The organism is Leifsonia sp. T36S-04 (assembly GCF_042465655.1).
In the GTDB taxonomy this organism is placed as follows: Bacteria; Actinomycetota; Actinomycetes; order Actinomycetales; family Microbacteriaceae; genus Leifsonia.
In genome coordinates this window covers 2,262,057-2,280,958 of sequence record NZ_CP146286.1, presented here as the reverse complement: position 1 = coordinate 2,280,958, position 18,902 = coordinate 2,262,057, and the positions used below count along the sequence as shown (strand labels likewise).

General features: G+C 68.5%; 17 protein-coding genes. 13 read left to right on the top strand and 4 right to left on the bottom strand.

The window, feature by feature from the left end:
- Positions 1-8 precede the first annotated feature (8 nt).
- Entirely contained in the window at positions 9-2,639 is a 2,631-nt protein-coding gene (locus P3F85_RS11125; protein WP_374007507.1) for a glycoside hydrolase family 97 N-terminal domain-containing protein, read from the top strand.
- A gap of 226 nt (positions 2,640-2,865) precedes the next feature.
- On the opposite strand, the gene P3F85_RS11120 is transcribed toward P3F85_RS11125, so the two are convergent.
- Positions 2,866-3,519 carry an NADPH-dependent F420 reductase gene (locus tag P3F85_RS11120; RefSeq protein ID WP_374007506.1) on the bottom strand — a complete coding sequence of 218 codons (654 nt, stop codon included), beginning with the start codon at positions 3,517-3,519 and terminating at the stop codon, positions 2,866-2,868.
- A 110-nt stretch (positions 3,520-3,629) separates the two neighbouring features.
- On the bottom strand, positions 3,630-4,388 hold the full coding sequence (locus P3F85_RS11115; protein WP_374007505.1) for a DeoR/GlpR family DNA-binding transcription regulator: 759 nt from the start codon (positions 4,386-4,388) through the stop codon (positions 3,630-3,632).
- Positions 4,389-4,583: 195 nt separating this feature from the next.
- Here P3F85_RS11115 and P3F85_RS11110 point away from each other — a divergent pair, with 195 nt between their 5' ends.
- From P3F85_RS11110 to P3F85_RS11070, 9 genes are all read left to right on the top strand, one after another.
- Positions 4,584-5,918, top strand: a complete 1,335-nt coding sequence (locus tag P3F85_RS11110) for an ABC transporter substrate-binding protein (RefSeq protein ID WP_374007504.1) — start codon at positions 4,584-4,586, stop codon at positions 5,916-5,918.
- Between the two features lie 43 nt (positions 5,919-5,961).
- Positions 5,962-6,912 (top strand): carbohydrate ABC transporter permease, encoded by a 951-nt coding sequence (locus tag P3F85_RS11105; RefSeq protein ID WP_374007502.1) that lies wholly within the window; start codon positions 5,962-5,964, stop codon positions 6,910-6,912.
- The gene (locus P3F85_RS11100) at positions 6,912-7,745 is read left to right on the top strand and encodes a carbohydrate ABC transporter permease (protein WP_374007501.1); all 834 of its coding nucleotides are present in this window, start codon (positions 6,912-6,914) and stop codon (positions 7,743-7,745) included. The genes P3F85_RS11105 and P3F85_RS11100 overlap by 1 nt, the downstream gene beginning before the upstream one ends.
- 13 nt (positions 7,746-7,758) lie before the next feature.
- A complete protein-coding gene (locus tag P3F85_RS11095; RefSeq protein WP_374007500.1) occupies positions 7,759-9,105 on the top strand; it encodes a hypothetical protein in 1,347 nt (448 codons plus the stop codon).
- Positions 9,106-9,180: 75 nt separating this feature from the next.
- The gene (locus P3F85_RS11090) at positions 9,181-10,353 is read left to right on the top strand and encodes an SIS domain-containing protein (protein ID WP_374007498.1); all 1,173 of its coding nucleotides are present in this window, start codon (positions 9,181-9,183) and stop codon (positions 10,351-10,353) included.
- Positions 10,350-11,336, top strand: coding sequence for a BadF/BadG/BcrA/BcrD ATPase family protein (locus tag P3F85_RS11085; RefSeq protein ID WP_374007497.1), 987 nt, complete (start codon positions 10,350-10,352; stop codon positions 11,334-11,336). The genes P3F85_RS11090 and P3F85_RS11085 overlap by 4 nt, the downstream gene beginning before the upstream one ends.
- Before the next feature lie 12 nt (positions 11,337-11,348).
- Positions 11,349-12,521, top strand: a complete 1,173-nt coding sequence (locus P3F85_RS11080; protein ID WP_374007496.1) for a Gfo/Idh/MocA family protein — start codon at positions 11,349-11,351, stop codon at positions 12,519-12,521.
- Positions 12,518-13,210 (top strand): hypothetical protein, encoded by a 693-nt coding sequence (locus tag P3F85_RS11075; protein WP_374007494.1) that lies wholly within the window; start codon positions 12,518-12,520, stop codon positions 13,208-13,210. Before P3F85_RS11080 ends, P3F85_RS11075 begins: the two co-directional genes overlap by 4 nt.
- A gap of 196 nt (positions 13,211-13,406) precedes the next feature.
- Entirely contained in the window at positions 13,407-14,555 is a 1,149-nt protein-coding gene (locus P3F85_RS11070; protein WP_374007492.1) for an ice-binding family protein, read from the top strand.
- 22 nt (positions 14,556-14,577) lie between these two features.
- On the opposite strand, the gene P3F85_RS11065 is transcribed toward P3F85_RS11070, so the two are convergent.
- A complete protein-coding gene (locus tag P3F85_RS11065; protein WP_374007490.1) occupies positions 14,578-15,552 on the bottom strand; it encodes a DMT family transporter in 975 nt (324 codons plus the stop codon).
- A gap of 127 nt (positions 15,553-15,679) precedes the next feature.
- Between P3F85_RS11065 and P3F85_RS11060 the strand changes: the two genes are divergently transcribed.
- Genes P3F85_RS11060 through P3F85_RS11050 form a run of 3 tightly spaced genes read left to right on the top strand, consistent with a single transcriptional unit; the run spans position 15,680 to position 17,789 of the window.
- Positions 15,680-16,522, top strand: coding sequence for an ABC transporter ATP-binding protein (locus P3F85_RS11060; RefSeq protein ID WP_374007488.1), 843 nt, complete (start codon positions 15,680-15,682; stop codon positions 16,520-16,522).
- A complete protein-coding gene (locus P3F85_RS11055) occupies positions 16,519-17,331 on the top strand; it encodes an ABC transporter permease (RefSeq protein ID WP_374007486.1) in 813 nt (270 codons plus the stop codon). The genes P3F85_RS11060 and P3F85_RS11055 overlap by 4 nt, the downstream gene beginning before the upstream one ends.
- A 32-nt stretch (positions 17,332-17,363) precedes the next feature.
- Positions 17,364-17,789 carry a VOC family protein gene (locus P3F85_RS11050; RefSeq protein WP_374007484.1) on the top strand — a complete coding sequence of 142 codons (426 nt, stop codon included), beginning with the start codon at positions 17,364-17,366 and terminating at the stop codon, positions 17,787-17,789.
- Positions 17,790-17,799: 10 nt separating this feature from the next.
- Here P3F85_RS11050 and P3F85_RS11045 read toward each other — a convergent pair whose 3' ends face one another.
- Positions 17,800-18,858, bottom strand: a complete 1,059-nt coding sequence (locus tag P3F85_RS11045; protein WP_374007482.1) for an aldo/keto reductase — start codon at positions 18,856-18,858, stop codon at positions 17,800-17,802.
- Between the last annotated feature and the right edge of the window lie 44 nt (positions 18,859-18,902).

Below are 18,902 nucleotides of genomic sequence, written 5' to 3'. Positions count from 1 at the left end.
GGGGAACCATGCGAAACGGACCGGGACGACGACGTCCCCTCTTCACCGCCATCGGAGCCGCGGCCGCCGCGGCGCTCGGGCTGTCGCTGTTCACAGCCAGCCCGGCCGCCGCGCTCGTCACGCACACCATCACCTCGCCGGACGGGCAGATCAACCTCACCATCACCGACCAGACCAGCGGCGCACTCGCCTACGGCGTCACCGCAGGCACCACGACGGTGTTCGGCTCGTCGCCGCTCGGCATCACCACCAGCAGCACCGACTTCACCAGCGGACTCACGTACACGGGAGAGGCCCGTGCGGTGATCACCGAGACGTATTCGCTCCCGGCCGGGACGAAGCCCAGCTACACCAACGACGGCCGCGAAATGACCTTGACCTACACCAAGGCCGGCGCGACCCTCCAGGTCATCGCCAGGGCATACAACGACGGCATCGCGTTCCGTTACCGGATCCCCGGCTCTGGCTCCGCCAGCATCACCGGCGAGAGCACAGGATTCCGGCTCAACGCCGGCGACGGCGGTTGGGCCGCCCCGTGGAACGCCAACTACGAGCAGGACTACATCTACCGCAATGTCGCCGGCCTCAACTCGGGGACCAACCTGACTATGCCTGCGTTGATCTCGGTGAACAGCAACACCTACTACACGCTGATCAGCGAGGCGAACGTCTACAACGCCAACGCGAGCTATGCGCCCGCGATGCTCAAGGGCGACGGTGCGGGCACCGGGCTGCTGAATGTGGCGCGCACCCCCGACCAGGGCTTCCCCATCGCGACGACCTATCCGTTCCAGACGCCGTGGCGCACCGCCATCATCGCCTCGAACCTCGACAAGCTCTACAACAGCGACCTGGTGCAGAACCTCAACCCGCCCGCAGCATCCACTCCCTCGTGGGTGCAACCCGGCCGCGCCGCCTGGTCCTGGTACACCGATGAGGACAGCGCGTCCGACCTGAACAAGCAGAAGCAGATGGTCGACTTCGCAGCCTCGATGGGCTTCGAGTACGTCACCGTCGACTGCTGCTATGTGCCCGCGGTGGACCTTCCGGCCATCTCCGCCTATGCGCACCAGAAGGGCGTGAAGGTCTTCGCCTGGGTCACAGCCGACGCTGGGCAGACCCCGGCGGCCGCGACCAAGCTGGTCACCGACCACAAAGGGTACGGGGTCGACGGTCTGAAGGTCGACTTCTTCCTGAGCGACTCGCAGGCCGTGCAGCAGTGGTACCAGTCCATCGGCGACGCGGCCGGTGCCGGGCAGATGATGCTCGACCTCCACGGGAGCACGAAGCCCGGCGGAGAGAACCGGACGTGGCCCTGGGTGCTCACCACCGAGGCGGTCGCCGGAACCGAGCACTACAAGTACCCGCCGCCCACGACCGCGGCCGCCGACGTGACGTACCCATTCACCCGCGGGCCCATCGGTCCGATGGACCACACGCCGGCGATGATCTCCCAGAACGCCTCCGTACTCACGCAGGCCCACACACTGGCGCAGGCGATCGTCTACAACACGGGCATGATCAATTACGCGGATTCCGCGGCCGCGTATGAGCAGTGGCCCGGGCGTCACCTGATGCGCGCCATCCCGACGAAGTGGGACGAGACGAAGGTCGTGGAGGGCTTCCCCGGAGATCACATCACGATGGCCCGGCGCTCTGGCAGTGATTGGTTCGTCGCTGGCATGACCTCTCCGGCGCGTACTGCGTCCGTGCCGCTGACCTTCCTCGGCTCTGGTTCGTACACCGCGACGGTCTTCTCGGACAACGCGTCGGGCCGCGTGCAGGTCAGCACCCAGACTGTCACCAGCGCCACCACTCTGTCCCTGCCGGAGATCGCTACCGGCGGTGTCGCCGTGCACATCTCCCAGACGCCATTGCCGCAGATCGGCAGCGCCGATGCGCGCTACGAGGCCGAGTCGGCGGCGAACACGCTCGCGGGCGCATCGGCTCAGGCGTGCAAGGGGTGCTCCAGCGGCTCCAAAGTCGGCAACGTCGGATCGGGCGGTTCCGTCCAGTTCAACAACGTGACCGCCTCCACAGCCGGAACCCACCGGATGACGTTCACCTATACGTCCGCCGACCCCCGGTCCGTTCGCATCACCGTGAACGGGACGGTCCTCAGCACGGAGAGCCTGCCCGATTCCGGCGGGTGGGAGTTTGTCAACAAGTGGAGCGTGGACGTGCCGCTGGCTGCCGGTAACAACACCATCAAGTTCGACAACCCCAGTGCCTTCGCGCCGGACATCGACGCACTGACCATCGAGCGGTCCACCGAAGCGGAGTCGGCCGGCAACGTACGCGGTGGAGGAGCCGCCGTGACGGGTTGCACCGGCTGCTCAGGTGGTTCCGCGGTCACCGCACTCAGCGGTACCGGAACTCTCGACATCACCGGGCTGACGGTTGCGAGTGCGGGCAATCACACCGTCCGACTCGACTACGCGAGCACGACCGCGCAGACCGTGCAGGTCCAGGTGAACGGAGGCACCGCCATCACGGTGAATCTTCCGGCGACGGGGTCCGCCACCGCCGTAGCAACGAAGACGCTCGGACTGGCACTCACATCCGGGACCAACACCGTGCGAATCAAGTCTGCATCCTCCGCGAACGTCGCCATCGATCGGCTAACGGTGGTCCGCTGATCGATGCTCGCATCGTCTGGTGGTGATCCCGTGCAATCGGCACGGGATCACTACCCGGTGTGCGTCCGCTGGGGGCAACGTCAACTCTCGCGGCGGAAGCGAGGCGCAGCACGGCACCGACTGGGCTCGCCTCGTGTTTCCGCGACCAATGAGAGGTTGATGATGTCTGGCGTGGTGGATGCATAGCCTCGGACCGTAGAAGGCATGCGGACCTACAACGCGGCCGCTACGTGGAAGGACGTCGCGGTGACTCTCCGGGGCTGACCACGAGGCGGAAGCCGACCACGGGTGCGAAGCCGCGCTCGACGAGGTCGACCTCGAATCCGGCCAGCGCCTCCAGGTGACGGGAGACGCGGAGCGGTCCTACGTCGACGGGCTCGGCGTCGAGCTGCCCGACGAGGACGGCGACAGTTTCCTTGGCGGTCTGGTCGTCCGAAGCCAGGAGCACCTGTACCGGGCCCGAGGGCTCGTGGGTCCCTTCGGCGAGCCGCTCGGCGTAGACGGTGTTGAACGCCTTGACCACCCTCGCGCCGGGCGCCGCGTCGGCGAGGCGCTCCCCGAGCGAGGCCCCGCCCGCGTACCGGCTCTCGTAGGCGGGCGGGTCGATCGGGTTGTTGATGTCGATGACGATGACGCCGGCGAGGATGTCGCGGAGGGACGCCACGATCGGCAGCACCTCGGTGTCGTGGACCGCGATCACGACGACGTCGGAACGGGCGGCTTCCTGATAGGCCATCCCGCCGGCCGCGCCGTGACGCTCGCTGAGCCGCCGCGCGCGGGCGGGGTCCCGGGAGCCGATGACCACCTCGTGGCCGGCGCGCGACCAGCCGGCGCCGAGCACAGCCGTCATCGGCCCGGTGCCCAGGATGCCGATCCTCACACGACTTCCACCATGCAGTTCACTATCGCATGCGCGCATAAACCGCACAATTATCGTGCATGAATTGCATTCAGAACTGCGCGTATCGGGCGAATGGCGCTGGAGGGTCTCTAGGCGCAGATGACGCGGCAGCCGAGCCGCTGGATGGCGTCGACTGCGGACTGGGGCGCACGGGTGTCCGTGATCAGGACATCCACTTCGGACATAGAGCACACGCTCGCGAGCGCCACGCGGCCGATCTTCGTGGCGTCCGCCAGGACGATCGTCGTGCGCGAGCGGCTGCGCATCACGCCGTTGACGCGCGCGCCGATCGGGTCGTAGTTCGTGCAGCCGGCCTGCGTGTCGACGCCGTCGACGCCGAGGAACGACACGTCGATGTTGTACTCCGAGAGGAAGGACTCGGCGCTCGGGCCGACGACCTCCTGGCTGCTACTGCGCACCTCGCCGCCGGCCGCGTAGACCCGCAGTCCCGGGTTGCCGACGAGGTTCGTCGCTATGTTGAGCGCGTTGGTGACCACCGTGAGGCCGCGGCGCCCCATGAGCTGACGCGCGAACTCATTGGTCGTCGTGCCCCCGGTCAGGCCGACCACCCGAGCGCCGTCGAGGAAGGCGAGCGCGCTGCGGGCGATGCGCTGCTTCTCCTCCGAGTCCTGGGAGGTCTTGAAGCCGAGGGGAAGGTCGTTGAAGGCCACGTGGGTGGTCGCGCCGCCGCGCGTGCGGCTCACCAGTTGCTGCTCCTCGAGGTACTCGAGGTCGCGCCGGATGGTCGCTTCGGAGACGTCGAACTGCGCGGCGAGCTCCGGCACCTCCATCGAGGCGTTGTCGACGATAGAGGACACGATGTGGTGGAGCCGCTCTTTGCGTTGCACATGCCGACTATAGCGAATGAGCAGAAATGATGTGCACAAAATCACTCTGGACCAGTGAAAGTGCTCATTAGGGCCATTCTTGTTACGTCTGCGTGAATTCCTTTGCAATCGCGCGCAGCGCCGTGTAGACAATGCTCAATCGCGTGTCACTCAGCACCGTCGCAGACACGCTCCCATCGCCCCAGGAGGAGCACTATGACGCTCGAACCCAGACGCCGGACCCGGAAAGCGCTCATCGCCGGCGGCGTCGCCCTCGGACTCGCTCTGACCGGATGTTCCGGCGGTACGGCCGGAACCGCCGGCGGGTCGTCCCAGACGAAAGGCGCGACGATCACCGTCGCGTGGATGAACCCGGCTCCGCCCAAGGCGGCGCTCGACGCGTTCACCAAGGACACCGGCATCACGGTCAAGTGGACCACGGTCGACTGGGACAGCCTGCAGACGAAGATCGCCGCCGCGGCCACGTCGAAGACCTACTTCGCCGATGTCACGGACGTCGACTGGTCGCGGGTCGGCCAGCTGGGCAAGCTCGACTGGTTCTACCCGATCGACACCTACATCGACACCAAGAAGCTCAAGGCCGACATGCCCCAGCTCAGCTCGTTCCAGTCGGGCGGCAAGGTGCTGGGCCTCCCGTTCGACTCCTCCTACATGGTGACGACCGTCAACAAGGAGCAGTTCGCCCAGGCGGGCATCACCACCATGCCGACCACCATGGACGAGTACACCGCCGACCTCAAGCAGATCAAGGCGAAGGGCGTCTCGAGCACACCCCTCAACATCCCGTTCGCCGCAGCAGAAGGCCTCTCGACCTACTGGTACGAGGCCGCCAACGCGTTCGGCGGCTCCGTACTCGACGGCAAGGGCAAGCCGCAGTTCACGAGCCCGGACTCCGGCGGCTACAAGGCGGCCAAGTGGATGGTCGACAGCCTGAAGCAGGGACTGGTGCCGGCCGGCAACATCAACGTCACCGACTCGCAGGGAATGCAGAACCTGATGGCCAAGGGCGTCGTCTCGTCCACCTTCTCGGACTACTCCGGCAACGTGGGCAGCCTCTACGACGTGCCCGACGCCTCGACGGTCACCGGTAAGACGGTGTACATCCCGACCCCGGGCGTCGACGGCACGACCAGCAATCTGGGAAACCCGGACGGCATCGGCATCCCGCGGCAGGCCAAGTACCCTGCTGCGGCGGCCAAGTTCATCGAGTGGATCACGGCCACGCAGAACCAGGCGGACTTCGCCGGTGCGAACGGCCCGGACAAGGTGATGCCGAACTACCCGACGCCCTCCCGGCTGTCGGCCATGAAGATCCTCACCGAGAACGGCAAGCTCGCCCAGGGCGACGTGCTCAGCGAACTGCTCACGAAGTCGAAGCCGGTCTTCGCGGACGGCGCGCCCTCGTGGTACCCCGACTTCTCGCGCTCGGTGAGCACCAACCTCCATGCCGCCGCCGTGGGAACCATCAGTGTGGACGCGGCCATCAAGGCGATCGCCGCCCAGGCGAACAAGCTGGCGAGCGGCTCTTGAGGGAGGACGTCATGACCGCCCCCGACCCGAACGGCGGAAGGAGATGAGCGCCCAGGTCGCCGCCCCGCACCGGTCCGGAACCTCCGGACCCGTGCGGGGGCCGGCCCCTCAGCGCTCACGGATCGTCCGCCGGCTGGACTTCCTGCCCTACGCCCTGGTCGCGCCGCTCGCGATCTTCATCGTCGGCCTGGCGCTGGTGCCCGCGGGCATCACCCTGGTCGAGGCGTTCTTCAAGATCCAGCCCCTCAACCCGCCGGACCGCTTCACCGGGCTGGGCAACTTCGTCGCCCTGTTCTCCGACCCGGCGATCATCGCGAGCATGGGCAACACCGCGCTCTATGTGGTGATCGGTGTGGTGCTCTCGACGGTGCTGGGCATCGTCTTCGCCGTGACCCTGCAGAAGCCGTTCCGCGGACGGTCCGTTCTTGTTGCCGTCCTGATCCTGCCGTGGGCGCTCCCCGGCGTCGTCGAGGGGATCGTGTGGACGGGGATCTGGGACAGCAACAACGGCCTCCTCAACAGTGTGCTGTCGTCGTTGCATCTGATCGACCACTACCAGGTGTTCCTCGGCCAGAACCAGTTCGTCACCATCCTGGCGATCGAGCTGGTGCAGGTCTGGCAGATCACGCCGCTGTCGGCCCTGCTGGTGCTGGCCTCGCTGCAGAACATCCCCGGCGAGCTCTACGAGGCGGCGTCGCTCGACGGGGCCACCGGCTTCCGGATGTTCAGCCGGATCACGCTGCCGCTGGCGCGCCCGGGCATCGCCGTCGCCATGGTGCAGGCGGTGATCGCGACGCTGAACGTCTTCGACCAGCCGTACGTGCTCAACGGCGCCGCGGCCACCGGGTCGTCGGTCACCATGCAGACGTACTTCATCAGCTTCCAGAACCTCGACTTCGGTCAGGGCTATGCGCTGTCCCTGCTCATCACGCTAGCCACACTGATCGTCTCGCTCGGCGTGGTGAGGCTCGTCTACCGACCCGTGGAGTTCTGATGCGACAACGCTCCATCGCGCGGCCGCTCGGGGTCGCCTTCATCCTCGTCTGGACCCTGCTGCCCCTGTACTGGGTGCTCAACACGAGCCTGCAGACGGATGCGCAGATCAGCGCGAAGCCGGCGAATTACCTGCCGCCGACGCCGTCCCTCCAGAACTACTTCACCCTGCTCGGCGGCAGCGGCGACCTGTCCGACTCCGTCCGCCAGTCGATGCTGAACATCTTCATCGAGTGCACGGCGGCCACCATCGTCACCGTCGTGCTGGCCACACTGGCCGCCTACGCGTTCGCCCGCATGAAGTTCCGCGGCCGCACCGTGCTGTTCTTCGCCGTGCTCGCGACCATGGCCTTCCCGGCGTATGCGACCCTCATCCCGCTGTACCAGATGATGTCGGCGCTCGGGCTGGTGAACACCTACACGGGCATCGTGCTGGTGTACGTCTCGGGCTTCCTGCCCCTGGCGACGTGGATCCTCCACAACTACATGAGCAGCCTGCCGATCGCACTCGAGGAGGCGGGACAGGTGGACGGCGCCAGCCGGATGAAGGTGCTATGGCATGTGGTTCTTCCCCTGGCACGGCCCGGCATCGTCTCGGTCGCGATCATCACCTTCCTGTCGGCGTGGGCGCAGTTCCTCTTCCCTCTGGTGCTCTCGAGCGACCTGTCCACGCAGCCGCTGACCGTCGTGATCGCCGCGCTGCAGGGGCGCCACACGGTTCCCTATTCGCTGATGAGCGCTGCCGGTGTGATCGCCGTGGCGGTTCCCGCCGTCATCGCCGTGCTGCTCAACCGCTACATCGTCAGCGGACTCCTCACGGGGAGCGTCAAATGAGAGGGAGCGTCCGATGACACAGGAGGCGTTCGTCCTGATCGGCGCCGGAAGCACCGTGTTCACGCCGGGTCTGCTCAGCGACCTCGCGGGTTCGCGCACGTTCGACGACGTCGAGGTGCGCCTGGTCGACGTGGTTCCGGAAGCCGCCGAGACGATGGCCCGCCTGGGCCGCCGGATCGCCGACACTGCCGGCTCCACGATGCGTGTGGAGGCCGTGGCCGATCGACGTGAAGCGCTGCGGGACGCCCGTTTCGTGGCGACGACCATCGCGGTCGGCTCCGCCGAGGGCTGGCGCGCCGACCTGGACATTCCCGAGGCGTACGGCATCCACCAGACGGTCGGGGACAGCGTCGGCCCCGGCGGCGTCCTCCGCGCACTGCGTCACGTGCCGGAGCTGCTCGCGATCGCAACCGACATCGCCGACGTGGCCCCGACCGCGCAGCTCATCAACTACAGCAACCCGCTCACGGCCAACGTGCGCGCGGTCACCAAGCACACCGCGGTGAACGCGGTGGGCCTCTGCCACGGAACCATGCATACCCAGGCGGCGCTCGCCGCCGACCTCGCCGGGCTCGACATCGACCCGTCGACCGTGAGCGCCCGCTTCGCCGGTCTGAACCACCTGTGCTGGCTGCTCGACATCCGCTCCGGATCTCGAGACCTCTACCCGCAGCTGCGCGAGGTGGTCGAGTCCCGCGCCGGAGGGAGCGACGCACCTGCCTCCCGCAGCGAGGGCGTCCACTCCGCCGTCTCGGCAGACCTGATGCGAACCTTCGGCTTCTACCCCGCGCCGGGTGACCGGCACGTCTCCGAGTTCTTCTCCGGCTACCTGAACTTCGACCAGGACGGCGAGCTCGGCTGGGGCCTGCAGGGCGGCCAGGACATGACGCGCGAGTACATCGACGAGAAGGGGCGGCTCTGGGAGTCGCTGCGAGCGCAGGCCGACGGCAGCGAGCCGCTCGCGCCCACCCGCAACCAGGAGGCGGAGCGCCTGGTCGCGATCGCCGAAGCGCTTCGAACGGGGACCGAGCACGTCGAACTCGCGGTGAACCTGCCGAACGCGGGCGGTGTGATCGAGAACCTGCCCGCGGAGGCTGTCGTCGAGGTGCCGGCGGTCGTCGGCGCGCACGGCATCCAGCCCGTCTCGGTCGGACGCCTCCCCGCGGCGATCGCGGCGGTGTTGACCGCACGGGTCCATCAGCAGGAGCTGACGGTCGAAGCCGCTGTCACCGGGAGGCGGGATGTCGCGCTGCAGGCCCTGACGCTCGACCCGCTCGTGCCGGACACCGGGACCGCCCGCCGGATCCTCGACGACGCAGTCGCCGTCGATCCGACGCACTACGCCCGTTTCGCAGCATGAGCCCGGCGACCCGCGTTCGACCTGATCGCACTCTTCGCACACTGCCGACAACCGCAACGAACCAGGGGGAACTCCTTGTCTGAATCACGCTCCGTCACCACCGAACGCGCAGGGGGCGAAGGCTCTCGCTTCACCGTCGGTGAGATCAGCCACCAGCCCGAGGTGTGGCGGGAGGCCGCGGCGAACATCGCGGCCGACCGCGGGCGGCTGGACGGCTTCCTCGCGCCGCTGCTGGCACGGCCGGAGCTGCGCGTGGTGCTGACCGGCGCCGGCACCTCGGCGTTCGTCGGGGGAGTCGCGGCTCCCGAGCTGTCCCGCCTCCTCTCCCGGCGCATCGATGCGATCGCGACGACGGACCTGGTGTCGAACCCGCGGGAGTTCCTGGCTGAGGACATCCCCACCCTCCTGGTCTCGTTCGCACGTTCCGGCAACAGCCCCGAAAGCGTCGCCGCGACCCGCCTGGCGGACGAGTGCCTCAGCGACGTGAGCCACCTGATCGTCACCTGCGATCCCGCGGGACAGCTCAACCAGGAGCATCAGGGCCGCGAGCACTCGTACGTGCTGCTCATGCCGGCCGGGGCGAACGACCAGGGCTTCGCCATGACGTCGAGCTTCACGTCGATGCTGCTGTCCGTGCTCCTGGCGCTCGGCGGTGACCACCCTCAGACGGTGCAGCCGCTGATCGAAGCTGCAGAGAACATCGTCGACGGGGGCTGGGATGCGATCGCCGACCTCGCCACGCTCGACTGCAACCGCGTCGTCTACCTGGGCAGCGGGCCGCTGACGGCGCTCGCCCGCGAGTCGGCGCTCAAGCTCCTCGAGCTGACGGCAGGCCAGGTGGTCAGCTACTACGACTCGGCGCTGGGCTTCCGGCACGGGCCGAAGTCGGTGCTCGACGACCGGACGCTCGTCGTCGTCTTCATCTCCTCCGACGAGTACACGCGCAAGTACGACCTCGACATCCTCGCCGAGCTCCGGACCGCGCTCGACCCGGCGCGGGTCGTCGCGGTCGGCCCGGACGGCGTCGTCGTCGACGGCGAGCGGACGGTCGCGTTCGAGGGACTCGATGAGCTCAACGATGCCTTCCTGGCGAGCGTGTATGTCGTCGTCGCGCAGATCCTGGCGCTGTCGTTCGCCCTCCGGGCCGGCACGACGCCGGACAACCCGTTCCCGGACGGCAACGTCAACCGCGTGGTGAAGGGCGTTCGCCTCCACCCGCTCGGCGAGGACAGAAGCGGGACCGCGTGAGTCTCTTCCTCGGCATCGACGGAGGCGGCACCAAGACCGCCTTCCTCCTGCTCGACTCCGACGGCACCGTCGTGGCCCGTTCCCAGCAGCCGAGCAGCGACTACTACCGGCTCGGGGTGGAGGCGGTGAGGCGCACCCTGCTGGAGGGTGTCGAGGACATCTGCCGGCAGGCCGGCATCGCCCCCGATCGGCTCGACTTCACCGTCGTGGGCCTGACGGGCTACGGCGAGGTGAGTGCCGACGTGCCGGTGCTCGACGGGGTCCCGCGGTCGGTGCTCGCCAGCGACCGCTACCTGTGCGTCAACGACATGATCTGCGGCTGGGCCGGTTCCCTGTGCGCGAGCGACGGCATCAACGTCGTCGGTGGCACCGGGTCGATGACCTACGGCGAGCGGAAGGGTGTCGGCGTGCGTGTCGGCGGCTGGGGCGAGCTCTTCGGAGACGAAGGGTCGGGCTATTGGATCGCCACGCGCGGTCTCAACGCGTTCACACGGATGAGCGACGGACGCCTCCCGCGCGGACCGCTGCTGGAACTGCTGCGGAACCGGCTGGGCGTTCGGAACGACCTGGATGCGATCGGCCTGGTGCTCACCGACTGGCAGAAGGAGCGCACCCGGATCGCCGCGCTGTCGACCACGGTCGCGGAGGCCGCCGCTGCCGGCGATGCCGTCGCGGCCGGCATCCTCACCGACGCGGGGGCGGAGTTCGCCGAGCTGGTCGACACCACCCGTCTCGCACTCGGCTACGAGGACGGGGAGGCGGTGGCCGTGTCCTACTCGGGAGGTGTGTTCCGCTCCGAGGCGGTGCTCGCCGCATTCAGCCGGTCGCTGGACGCGCTGCACGACGGCTACGACCTCCGGGTTCCCGTTTTCGAGCCGGACATCGGCGCCGCGCTCTATGCGGCGAAGGTGGCGGCACGCCCCCTGAGCGGCGACGCGCTCGGCCGGATTTCGGGGCCGCTGACGGCGGCCTCCACCAACTGAAGGGATGAACACATGACGGACGTGAGGATCGGCGTGATCGGTTATGGCAACCGCGGCGGAGTGGCACGCGAGGCGCACCGCCCGGTGTCGGGCTCGGTCGTCGTCGCCGTGGCCGACTTCGACGAGGGTCCGCGTGCTCGCGCTCGCGAGGACTTCCCCGGTGCGCTGGTGACCGACAGCCTTGATGAGTTGCTGGGCCTCGGGCTGGACGCGGTCATGGTGCTGACGCCGGACGACCGGCATGCCGCCGTCGCGATCCCGGCGCTGGAGGCGGGTCTGGCGGTGTTCTGCGAGAAGCCGCTGGCGATCTCCATCGACGACTGCGACCGCATCCTGGAGGCCGCGTACCGGACCGGTTCGCGCCTCTACGTCGGGCACAACATGCGTCACATGCCGGTGGTCACGCTCATGCGCCGGCTCATCCTCGAGGGCCGCATCGGCGAGGTCAAGGCCGTCTGGTGCCGGCACTTCGTCGGAAACGGCGGCGACTACTACTTCAAGGACTGGCACGCCGACCGGTCGAAGTCGCTGGGCCTCCTGCTGCAGAAGGGCGCCCACGACATCGACGTGATCCACTGGCTCGCCGGCGGGTTCTCGAGCCGGGTGCAGGCGATCGGCGCGCTCGCCGTGTACGGCGACCTGACGGACCGTCGGGACCGGTCGGGGGAGCGCATGCAGGACTGGTTCAGTCTGGACAACTGGCCGCCCACGTCGCTGCAAGGCCTCAACCCCGTGATCGACGTCGAGGACATCTCGCAGGTCAACATGGTGCTCGACAACGGAGCGCTCGCCTCCTACCAGCAGGCCCACTTCACCCCGGACTACTGGCGCAACTACACGGTCATCGGAACCGAGGGCCGTATCGAGAACTTCGGTGACACGGAAGGCTCGGAGGTGCGCCTGTGGAACCGGCGGCACGAGGGCGCGGCGCCGGCAGACGAGACGTTCGTCGTCGACGGCGGGATCGGCGGCCACGGAGGGGCGGACGCGCTCATGATCTCGGAATTCCTCGAATTCGTGCGGCGGGGAGGCGCCACTGACACCTCACCGGTGGCCGCGAGGAACGCGGTGGCCGCGGGCGTGACGGCCACGGCCTCCCTGCGCGGCGACGGCTGTGCGCTCCCGGTGCCTGCGCTGGACGACGACCTGGTGGCCTACTTCGACGCGGGGCAGGAAGCCCGATGAGCGGGATGCGGGTGGACGACGCAACGGCTGCGCTGCGGTCGATGCTTGCCACCGGGCGTTCGCAGCCCGTTCCCGGTGTCGATCGGGACGAGCTCATGGCGGCGATGGCGGAACTGCACGACGAGGCCGTCGCCGCGTTCGTGCGCCGGGGCTTCCCCGCGTCGGTCGCTGAAGCCTCGCTCGCGGACGTCCCGCGGAAAGTGGAGACCTATGGTGACCTGGTCGACGACGGCTGGCTGCTGATGGTGTTCAGCGGCGAGGTGGTGGCGCTCGGCCGGCTGCAGTTCGAGCGGCAGGCGGGGGAACAGGGACGGAACATCCACATCCCGGAGCTCGGGCCACTGGATCCCGCTGCGGTGGATGAGTCGCTCGCGTGGGCTGCGCGCACCTTCGACGACGGCGCTCCGCTGATCTGCGAGAGCTGGATCTTCGACGAGCGGCTCAGTGGCCTGCCGGCGTCCAGCAACCTCAGGCGCTTCGTCGACCGCTTCGACTGGACTCCGGCGCCGGCGAGCGAGGAGGGGGCGCGCGACCTCGCGAAGTTCGTCTTCCGCTCGACGCCCGAGCGCGTCGTGGCCGAGCCACTCCGGGCCCACGCATCGTCGGTCGAGCGCATCGCCTACGCGGCTCTCACGGGCGGCGGCTTGTGGAGCGCAGGGTTCGGCCGACTCGCGACGGTCGCGCGATAAGTCGGCCCGACGCGGGTTCCTGTGAATCAAGGTCCTTTCCTAGGTTTCCGGAACACGGCCTGCTAAACATCAACCAGTAGAGGTAGACCGAGCGGTACAGCATTCTGTTCACAAACCTTTCCCAACCGAGGGATGGCCCGTGAACACACGACGTTCTCGTTCGTTTCGACCGCAGCTGATTCTGATCGCACTCGCAGTGGGCGGTTCGCTGGCGCTCGTCGCCGCGGGCGGTGCGCAGGCAGCCACCACGATCGGCGGCCCCATCGACCTCGGCAACGCCACCGGCTTCGGCGTTCTGGGAGCCAGCGCCGTCACGAATACCGGCCCCTCGGTGATCAATGCGGACATCGGGGTCAGCCCCGGGACGTCGATCACCGGTTTCGGCGGACCGCCCGACGGCAGCCTGACGGGCACGGTCCACCAGACGGACGCGTTCGCAGCGCAGGCCCAGGGAGACCTGACGACCGCCTTCAACAACGCCGCCGGACTGACTCCGACCACGTCCGGACTCGGTGACCTGACGGGCAAGTCCCTCACCCCCGGCGTCTATTCCGGTGGAGCGTTATCGCTCTCGGGCAACCTCACGCTTGCGGGCAGTGCGAGTTCGATCTGGGTGTTCCAGGCAGCGAGCACCCTGATCACCAGCTCCGCAAGCACCATCACGCTCACCGGCGGGGCCACCTCGTGCAACGTCTTCTGGCAGGTCGGAAGCTCCGCCACTCTCGGGAGCTCGTCACTGTTCGTGGGCACCGTCATGGCCGACCAGGCGATCACCGCGACGACCGGCGCGGCCATCGATGGGCGGCTGCTCGCGCGCACCGCGGCGGTCACTCTCGACGACAACACGGTCACCCTGCCGCAGGGATGCGCGGCTCCTGCCGCACCGGTCGTCACCGGCAGCCCTGCCATCACGTCCGGCACGCCGACCGACGGTGTGGTCGGCACTCCCTACAGCTACACGGTGACGGCATCCGGCACACCCGCGGCCACCTACGCGGTCACTGCGGGCACGCTCCCCGCGGGCCTGCAGCTGAACGGATCGACCGGCGTGATCTCGGGTACCCCGACAACCGCCGGCAGCGCGACGTTCACCATCACCGCCTCCAACGGAACGGCCCCGGACGTCTCCGCGATCTACACCACGGCGGTCGCCCCTGCGGCGGCGGTACCCGCACCAGTCGGACCTGCGGCCGGGGCTTCCAACGCACTCGCAGTAGAAGGCGCTCAGCTGGCCGACACCGGCTCATCGGTCGGCGCCTGGTGGCTCGCCGGGATCGGCGCAGTCGCGCTCGGCGCCCTCCTGGCGAGGACCGCACCGCGTCGCCGCGCGATGCACCGATCCTGACGGCGACGGCGTTCGTGCTCCGTCAGCGCACGCTCGCTGACGGCTCCGCCGGGTCTCGCTTCCGCGTCGTATCGTCTCCATGCAGCCGCGCTCCGCTCCGCGACACCTGGATGACCCCGAAGATCGCCAGCACCCCCGCGACGACGAACACGAAGCCGGCCCAGAGCGGGGCGTGCGCGGCCTCGCCGAGCACCACGACGCCGATCGTGACCCCGACGATCGGGTCGATCACGGTCAGGCCCGCGACGACCACGTCGGGCGATCCGGAGGAGTACGCCGTCTGGACGAAGTAGGTGCCGAGGATGGCCGCGGCGAGCAGGCCGACCAGGCAGACGAGGGTGAGCCAGTCGGCGGCGACCAGCTGGAAGCGCGCCTCGAAGATCGTCTGGATGCGTCCGATCAGAACCTTCGCGAGGGTCGCGACGAAGCCGAACAGCACTCCGGCCGCGACAACGTAGAAGATCCGGGTCAGACGCTTCCGCAGCAGCCCGAAGACGATGCCGAGGGCCACCAGGACGACGACCAGGATGGCCACGACGGCGATCAGCTGCGGTTCCTGGATCGGCTGGGTCGTCGTCGTCAGCGCTGCCACCGCGACGAAGAGCCCGACGCCGACGACGCAGAAGGCCATCGCGCGGATGGAGGGTGCGTCCAGCTTCACCTTCGTGACCCGGGCATTCAGGACCGCGGTGATCACCAGCGCCAGTGCTCCGAGAGGCTGCACCACGGTCAGCGGTGCGAGGAACAGGCTGAACAGCTGGAACAGGATGACAAGGCCCAGGCACACGGTCCCGAGCAGCCAGGACGGCCGCCGCGCGAGAGCGAGCAGCTGGCCGATCCCGAGGGTGCTCCGCTTGCCCTCGCCCGGCTGAGCCTCCACCTTCGCGACGCCGCGCTGCTGCAACTGGGCCCCGACCGCAAGGAACACGGAACCGACGAGCGCCACCGGTATCCCGAGGGACTGGGCGGGCGTCAGCGTGACCAGGGTGAGGCTCATGTCGCGAACGTACGCGCGGGCAGCGCGAAGTCGAGTCGCGCGTCGCAGGTTGCGCCCCGGCGTCACCTAGACGGGCGCGCGAGAGGTCGGCCATGATGGCGCTGTGATCGCTTCGAGCCCTAGTGCTGTGTCCGTCAGGGGGCTGCGCAAGTCGTACGGCACGTACGAGGCGGTGCGCGGTATCGACTTCGACATCGGCCGTGGCGAGACGCTGGCGCTGCTCGGCCCGAACGGGGCCGGGAAGAGCACGACCATCGAGATCCTCGAGGGGTATCGCGACGCCACCGCCGGCGAGGTCAGCGTGCTGGGAGTGGATCCCAAGACGGGTGGGTCGGCGTGGAAGTCCCGCATCGGCATCGTCCTCCAGTCCGGTGGGGAGGCCGCCGATGTGACGGTCCGCGAACAGCTGGCGCACTTCGCCCGCTTCTACCCGAACCGCCGTGATGTGGACGAGCTGCTGGTCGCCGTCGGGCTGGCGGAGAAGGCGAAGACGCGCATCCGGAACCTGTCGGGCGGCCAGCGGCGGCGGCTGGATGTGGCGCTCGGGATGGTCGGGCGGCCCGAGCTGCTCTTCCTCGACGAACCGACCACCGGGTTCGACCCCGAGGCGAGGCGCCAGTTCTGGGACCTCATCCGCACCCTCAAACGGGAGGGGACGACCATCCTGCTGACGACGCACTACCTCGACGAGGCCGCGCAGCTGAGCGACAGGGTGGCGGTGATCGTGGGCGGCGTCCTCGTCGACATCGGGCAGGTCGACCGGATCGGGGGAGCGGCCGCTCGGGTCCCGATCGTCCGCTGGCGGGACGCGTCCGGTGTCCAGCGCGAGCGGCGCACCGATCGCCCTGGCGAGTTCGTCGCCCGCTTGACCCAGGATTCAGGGGGAGAGCCGGACGCTCTCGAGGTCATCCGTCCCGGCCTCGAAGACATCTACCTCGAGCTCGTTCAGGAAGCGGAGGGCGTCGCTTGAGCACGATTCCGCTGGGGCTGGCGCGCGCCCGCTACGAGACCCGCATCTACTTCCGCCAGGGCGACACGATCTTCTTCACCTTCCTGTTCCCGGTCGCCATGCTCGGTATCTTCTCCGTCGCCTTCCAGGGCCTGGGGAACGTCGGGGCGGCGCCCGACGGCTCGGGAGGCATCACTCAGGCGGCGTACTACCTGCCCGCGATGATCGCGGCGGGCATCCTCCTCAGCGGCGTGCAGAACCTCGCCGTCGACATCGCGACCGAGAAAGGCGACGGGACGCTGAAACGACTGGGCGGCACACCGCTGCCGGTCGTGTCGTACTTCCTGGGCAAGATGGGGCAGGTGCTGGCGACCAGCATCCTGCAGATCGCGCTGCTGCTCCTGGTGGCGCGGTTCGTCTTCGGGGTCGCCCTCCCGACCGAGCCCTCGGCGTGGGCGCGCTTCGCGTGGATCTACCTGCTGGGCATCCTGACGTCGGCCGTGCTGGGAATCGCGCTGTCCGCCGTCCCGCGGTCGGGCAAGTCGGCGACGGCGGTGGTCATTCCGATCGTGCTGGTGCTGCAGTTCATCTCCGGCGTCTATCTGGCCTTCAACCTGCTCCCGACGTGGCTGCAGAACATCGCGTCGATCTTCCCGCTGAAATGGATCGCGCAAGGGATGCGGAGCGTCTTCCTCCCGGCCGACTTCGTCTCGCGGGAGCCGAGCGGCAGCTGGCAGCTGGGGTGGATCGCAGTGGTCCTTGCCGCCTGGCTGGTGCTCGGCCTGATCGCCTGCCGGCTGACCTTCCGCTGGATCCGGAAATACGGTTGAGCGGCACACTCACGCACTGAAGGAGAGAACCCATGGCGACCCTCGGAAACATCGTCTTCTATGCCGACGATCCCCAGCGATTGTCGGAGTTCTGGGCCGGCGTGTTCCGGTATCCGCCGCAGCGCATCGACGGCGAGTTCCGGGAGATGCTGCTCTCCAGCGGCCTCACCGACGATGACCTCGCGAAACGCGGGCTCGCCGAGAGCGCCGACGGGAGCGGTCCGCGACTCTTCTTCCACCACGCGGACGGCCCGAAGGCCGGACGGAATCGACTCCATCTCGACGTTCAGGCGGTACAGGGCCGCCCTCCGACGGACGAGGAGCTGGACGCCGAGAAGGATCGCCTGGTCGCGCTCGGCGCCACGGTGGTCCGGCTGGTGGACCAGGAGTGGGGCCCGGCGAAGGAGCACTACTACCAGTTGCGCGACCCGGAGGGCAACGAGTTCTGCCTGCAGTAGCGCCTCCCCGTCAGTCCGCCTGGATGTGCCGCCCGATCAGGCTGAGATCGGCGGCGCCCGACCGGCCGTCGGCCGTGTTGGCCTGGTGCCAGTACGGGTACGGCAGCGGGGTCGCGCTCGCCTCATCCAGGCGCGCGATGTCCGCGTCGGTCAGCGTGAGCTCCGCCGCTCCCAGGCTGTCGGTCAGTTGCTCCTCGGTGCGGGCGCCAACGATCACGGACGTGACGCCCGGCTTCGCGAGCGTCCACGCGAGCCCGACCTGCGTGGGGGAGGCGTCGTGCTCCTCGGCGATCGCGACCAGCACCTCGATGGTGTTATACAGGCGGTCCTCGTCGTAGATGGGGGGCTCGCTCCAGCCCTCGAAACGGCGTGAACCCTCGGGCGCATCCTGACCCCGGCGGTACTTCCCGGTGAGCAGGCCGCCGGCCAGCGGGCTCCAGACGAGGATGCCGAGGCCCTGGTCGAGGGTGATCGGCACCAGCTCGTTCTCGGCGTCGCGGGACTGCAGGGAGTAGTAGATCTGCTGGCTGGCGAAGTGCTCATAGCCGCGCTTGTCGGAGGCCCACAGTGCCTTCATGAGATGCCAGCCGGAGAAGTTGGAGGCGCCGATGTAGCGCACCTTGCCCGAGCGGACGAGGTCGTCCAGCGCCGACAGCGTCTCCTCGAGCGGCGTGGATCCGTCCCAGCCGTGCAGCTGGTACAGGTCGATGTGGTCGGTGCCGAGCCGCCGAAGGCTGGCCTCCGCGGCCTCGATGATGTGGTGACGCGAGAGGCCGCCGTCGTTGGGGCCCTCGCCCATGCCGCCGCGCACCTTCGTCGCGATGAGCATCCGGTCGCGATTCGCACCGAGCGCCTTGCCGAGGATCTCCTCCGAGGCGCCATCCGAGTAGACGTCGGCGGTGTCGATCAGGTTGACGCCGGCCTCCTGGGCGATGTCGATCTGGCGGCGCGCCCCTTCCACATCGATGTGGCCGACCGGACTGGCCCAACCGGTTCCGGCGAAACCCATGGTGCCGAGGCTGACGGTGGAGACGCGGAGGCCGGTCGATCCGAGGTGACGATATTCCATGCACCGGATAGTACCCACCGACCCCGCATTGTCCATCGTGTTCT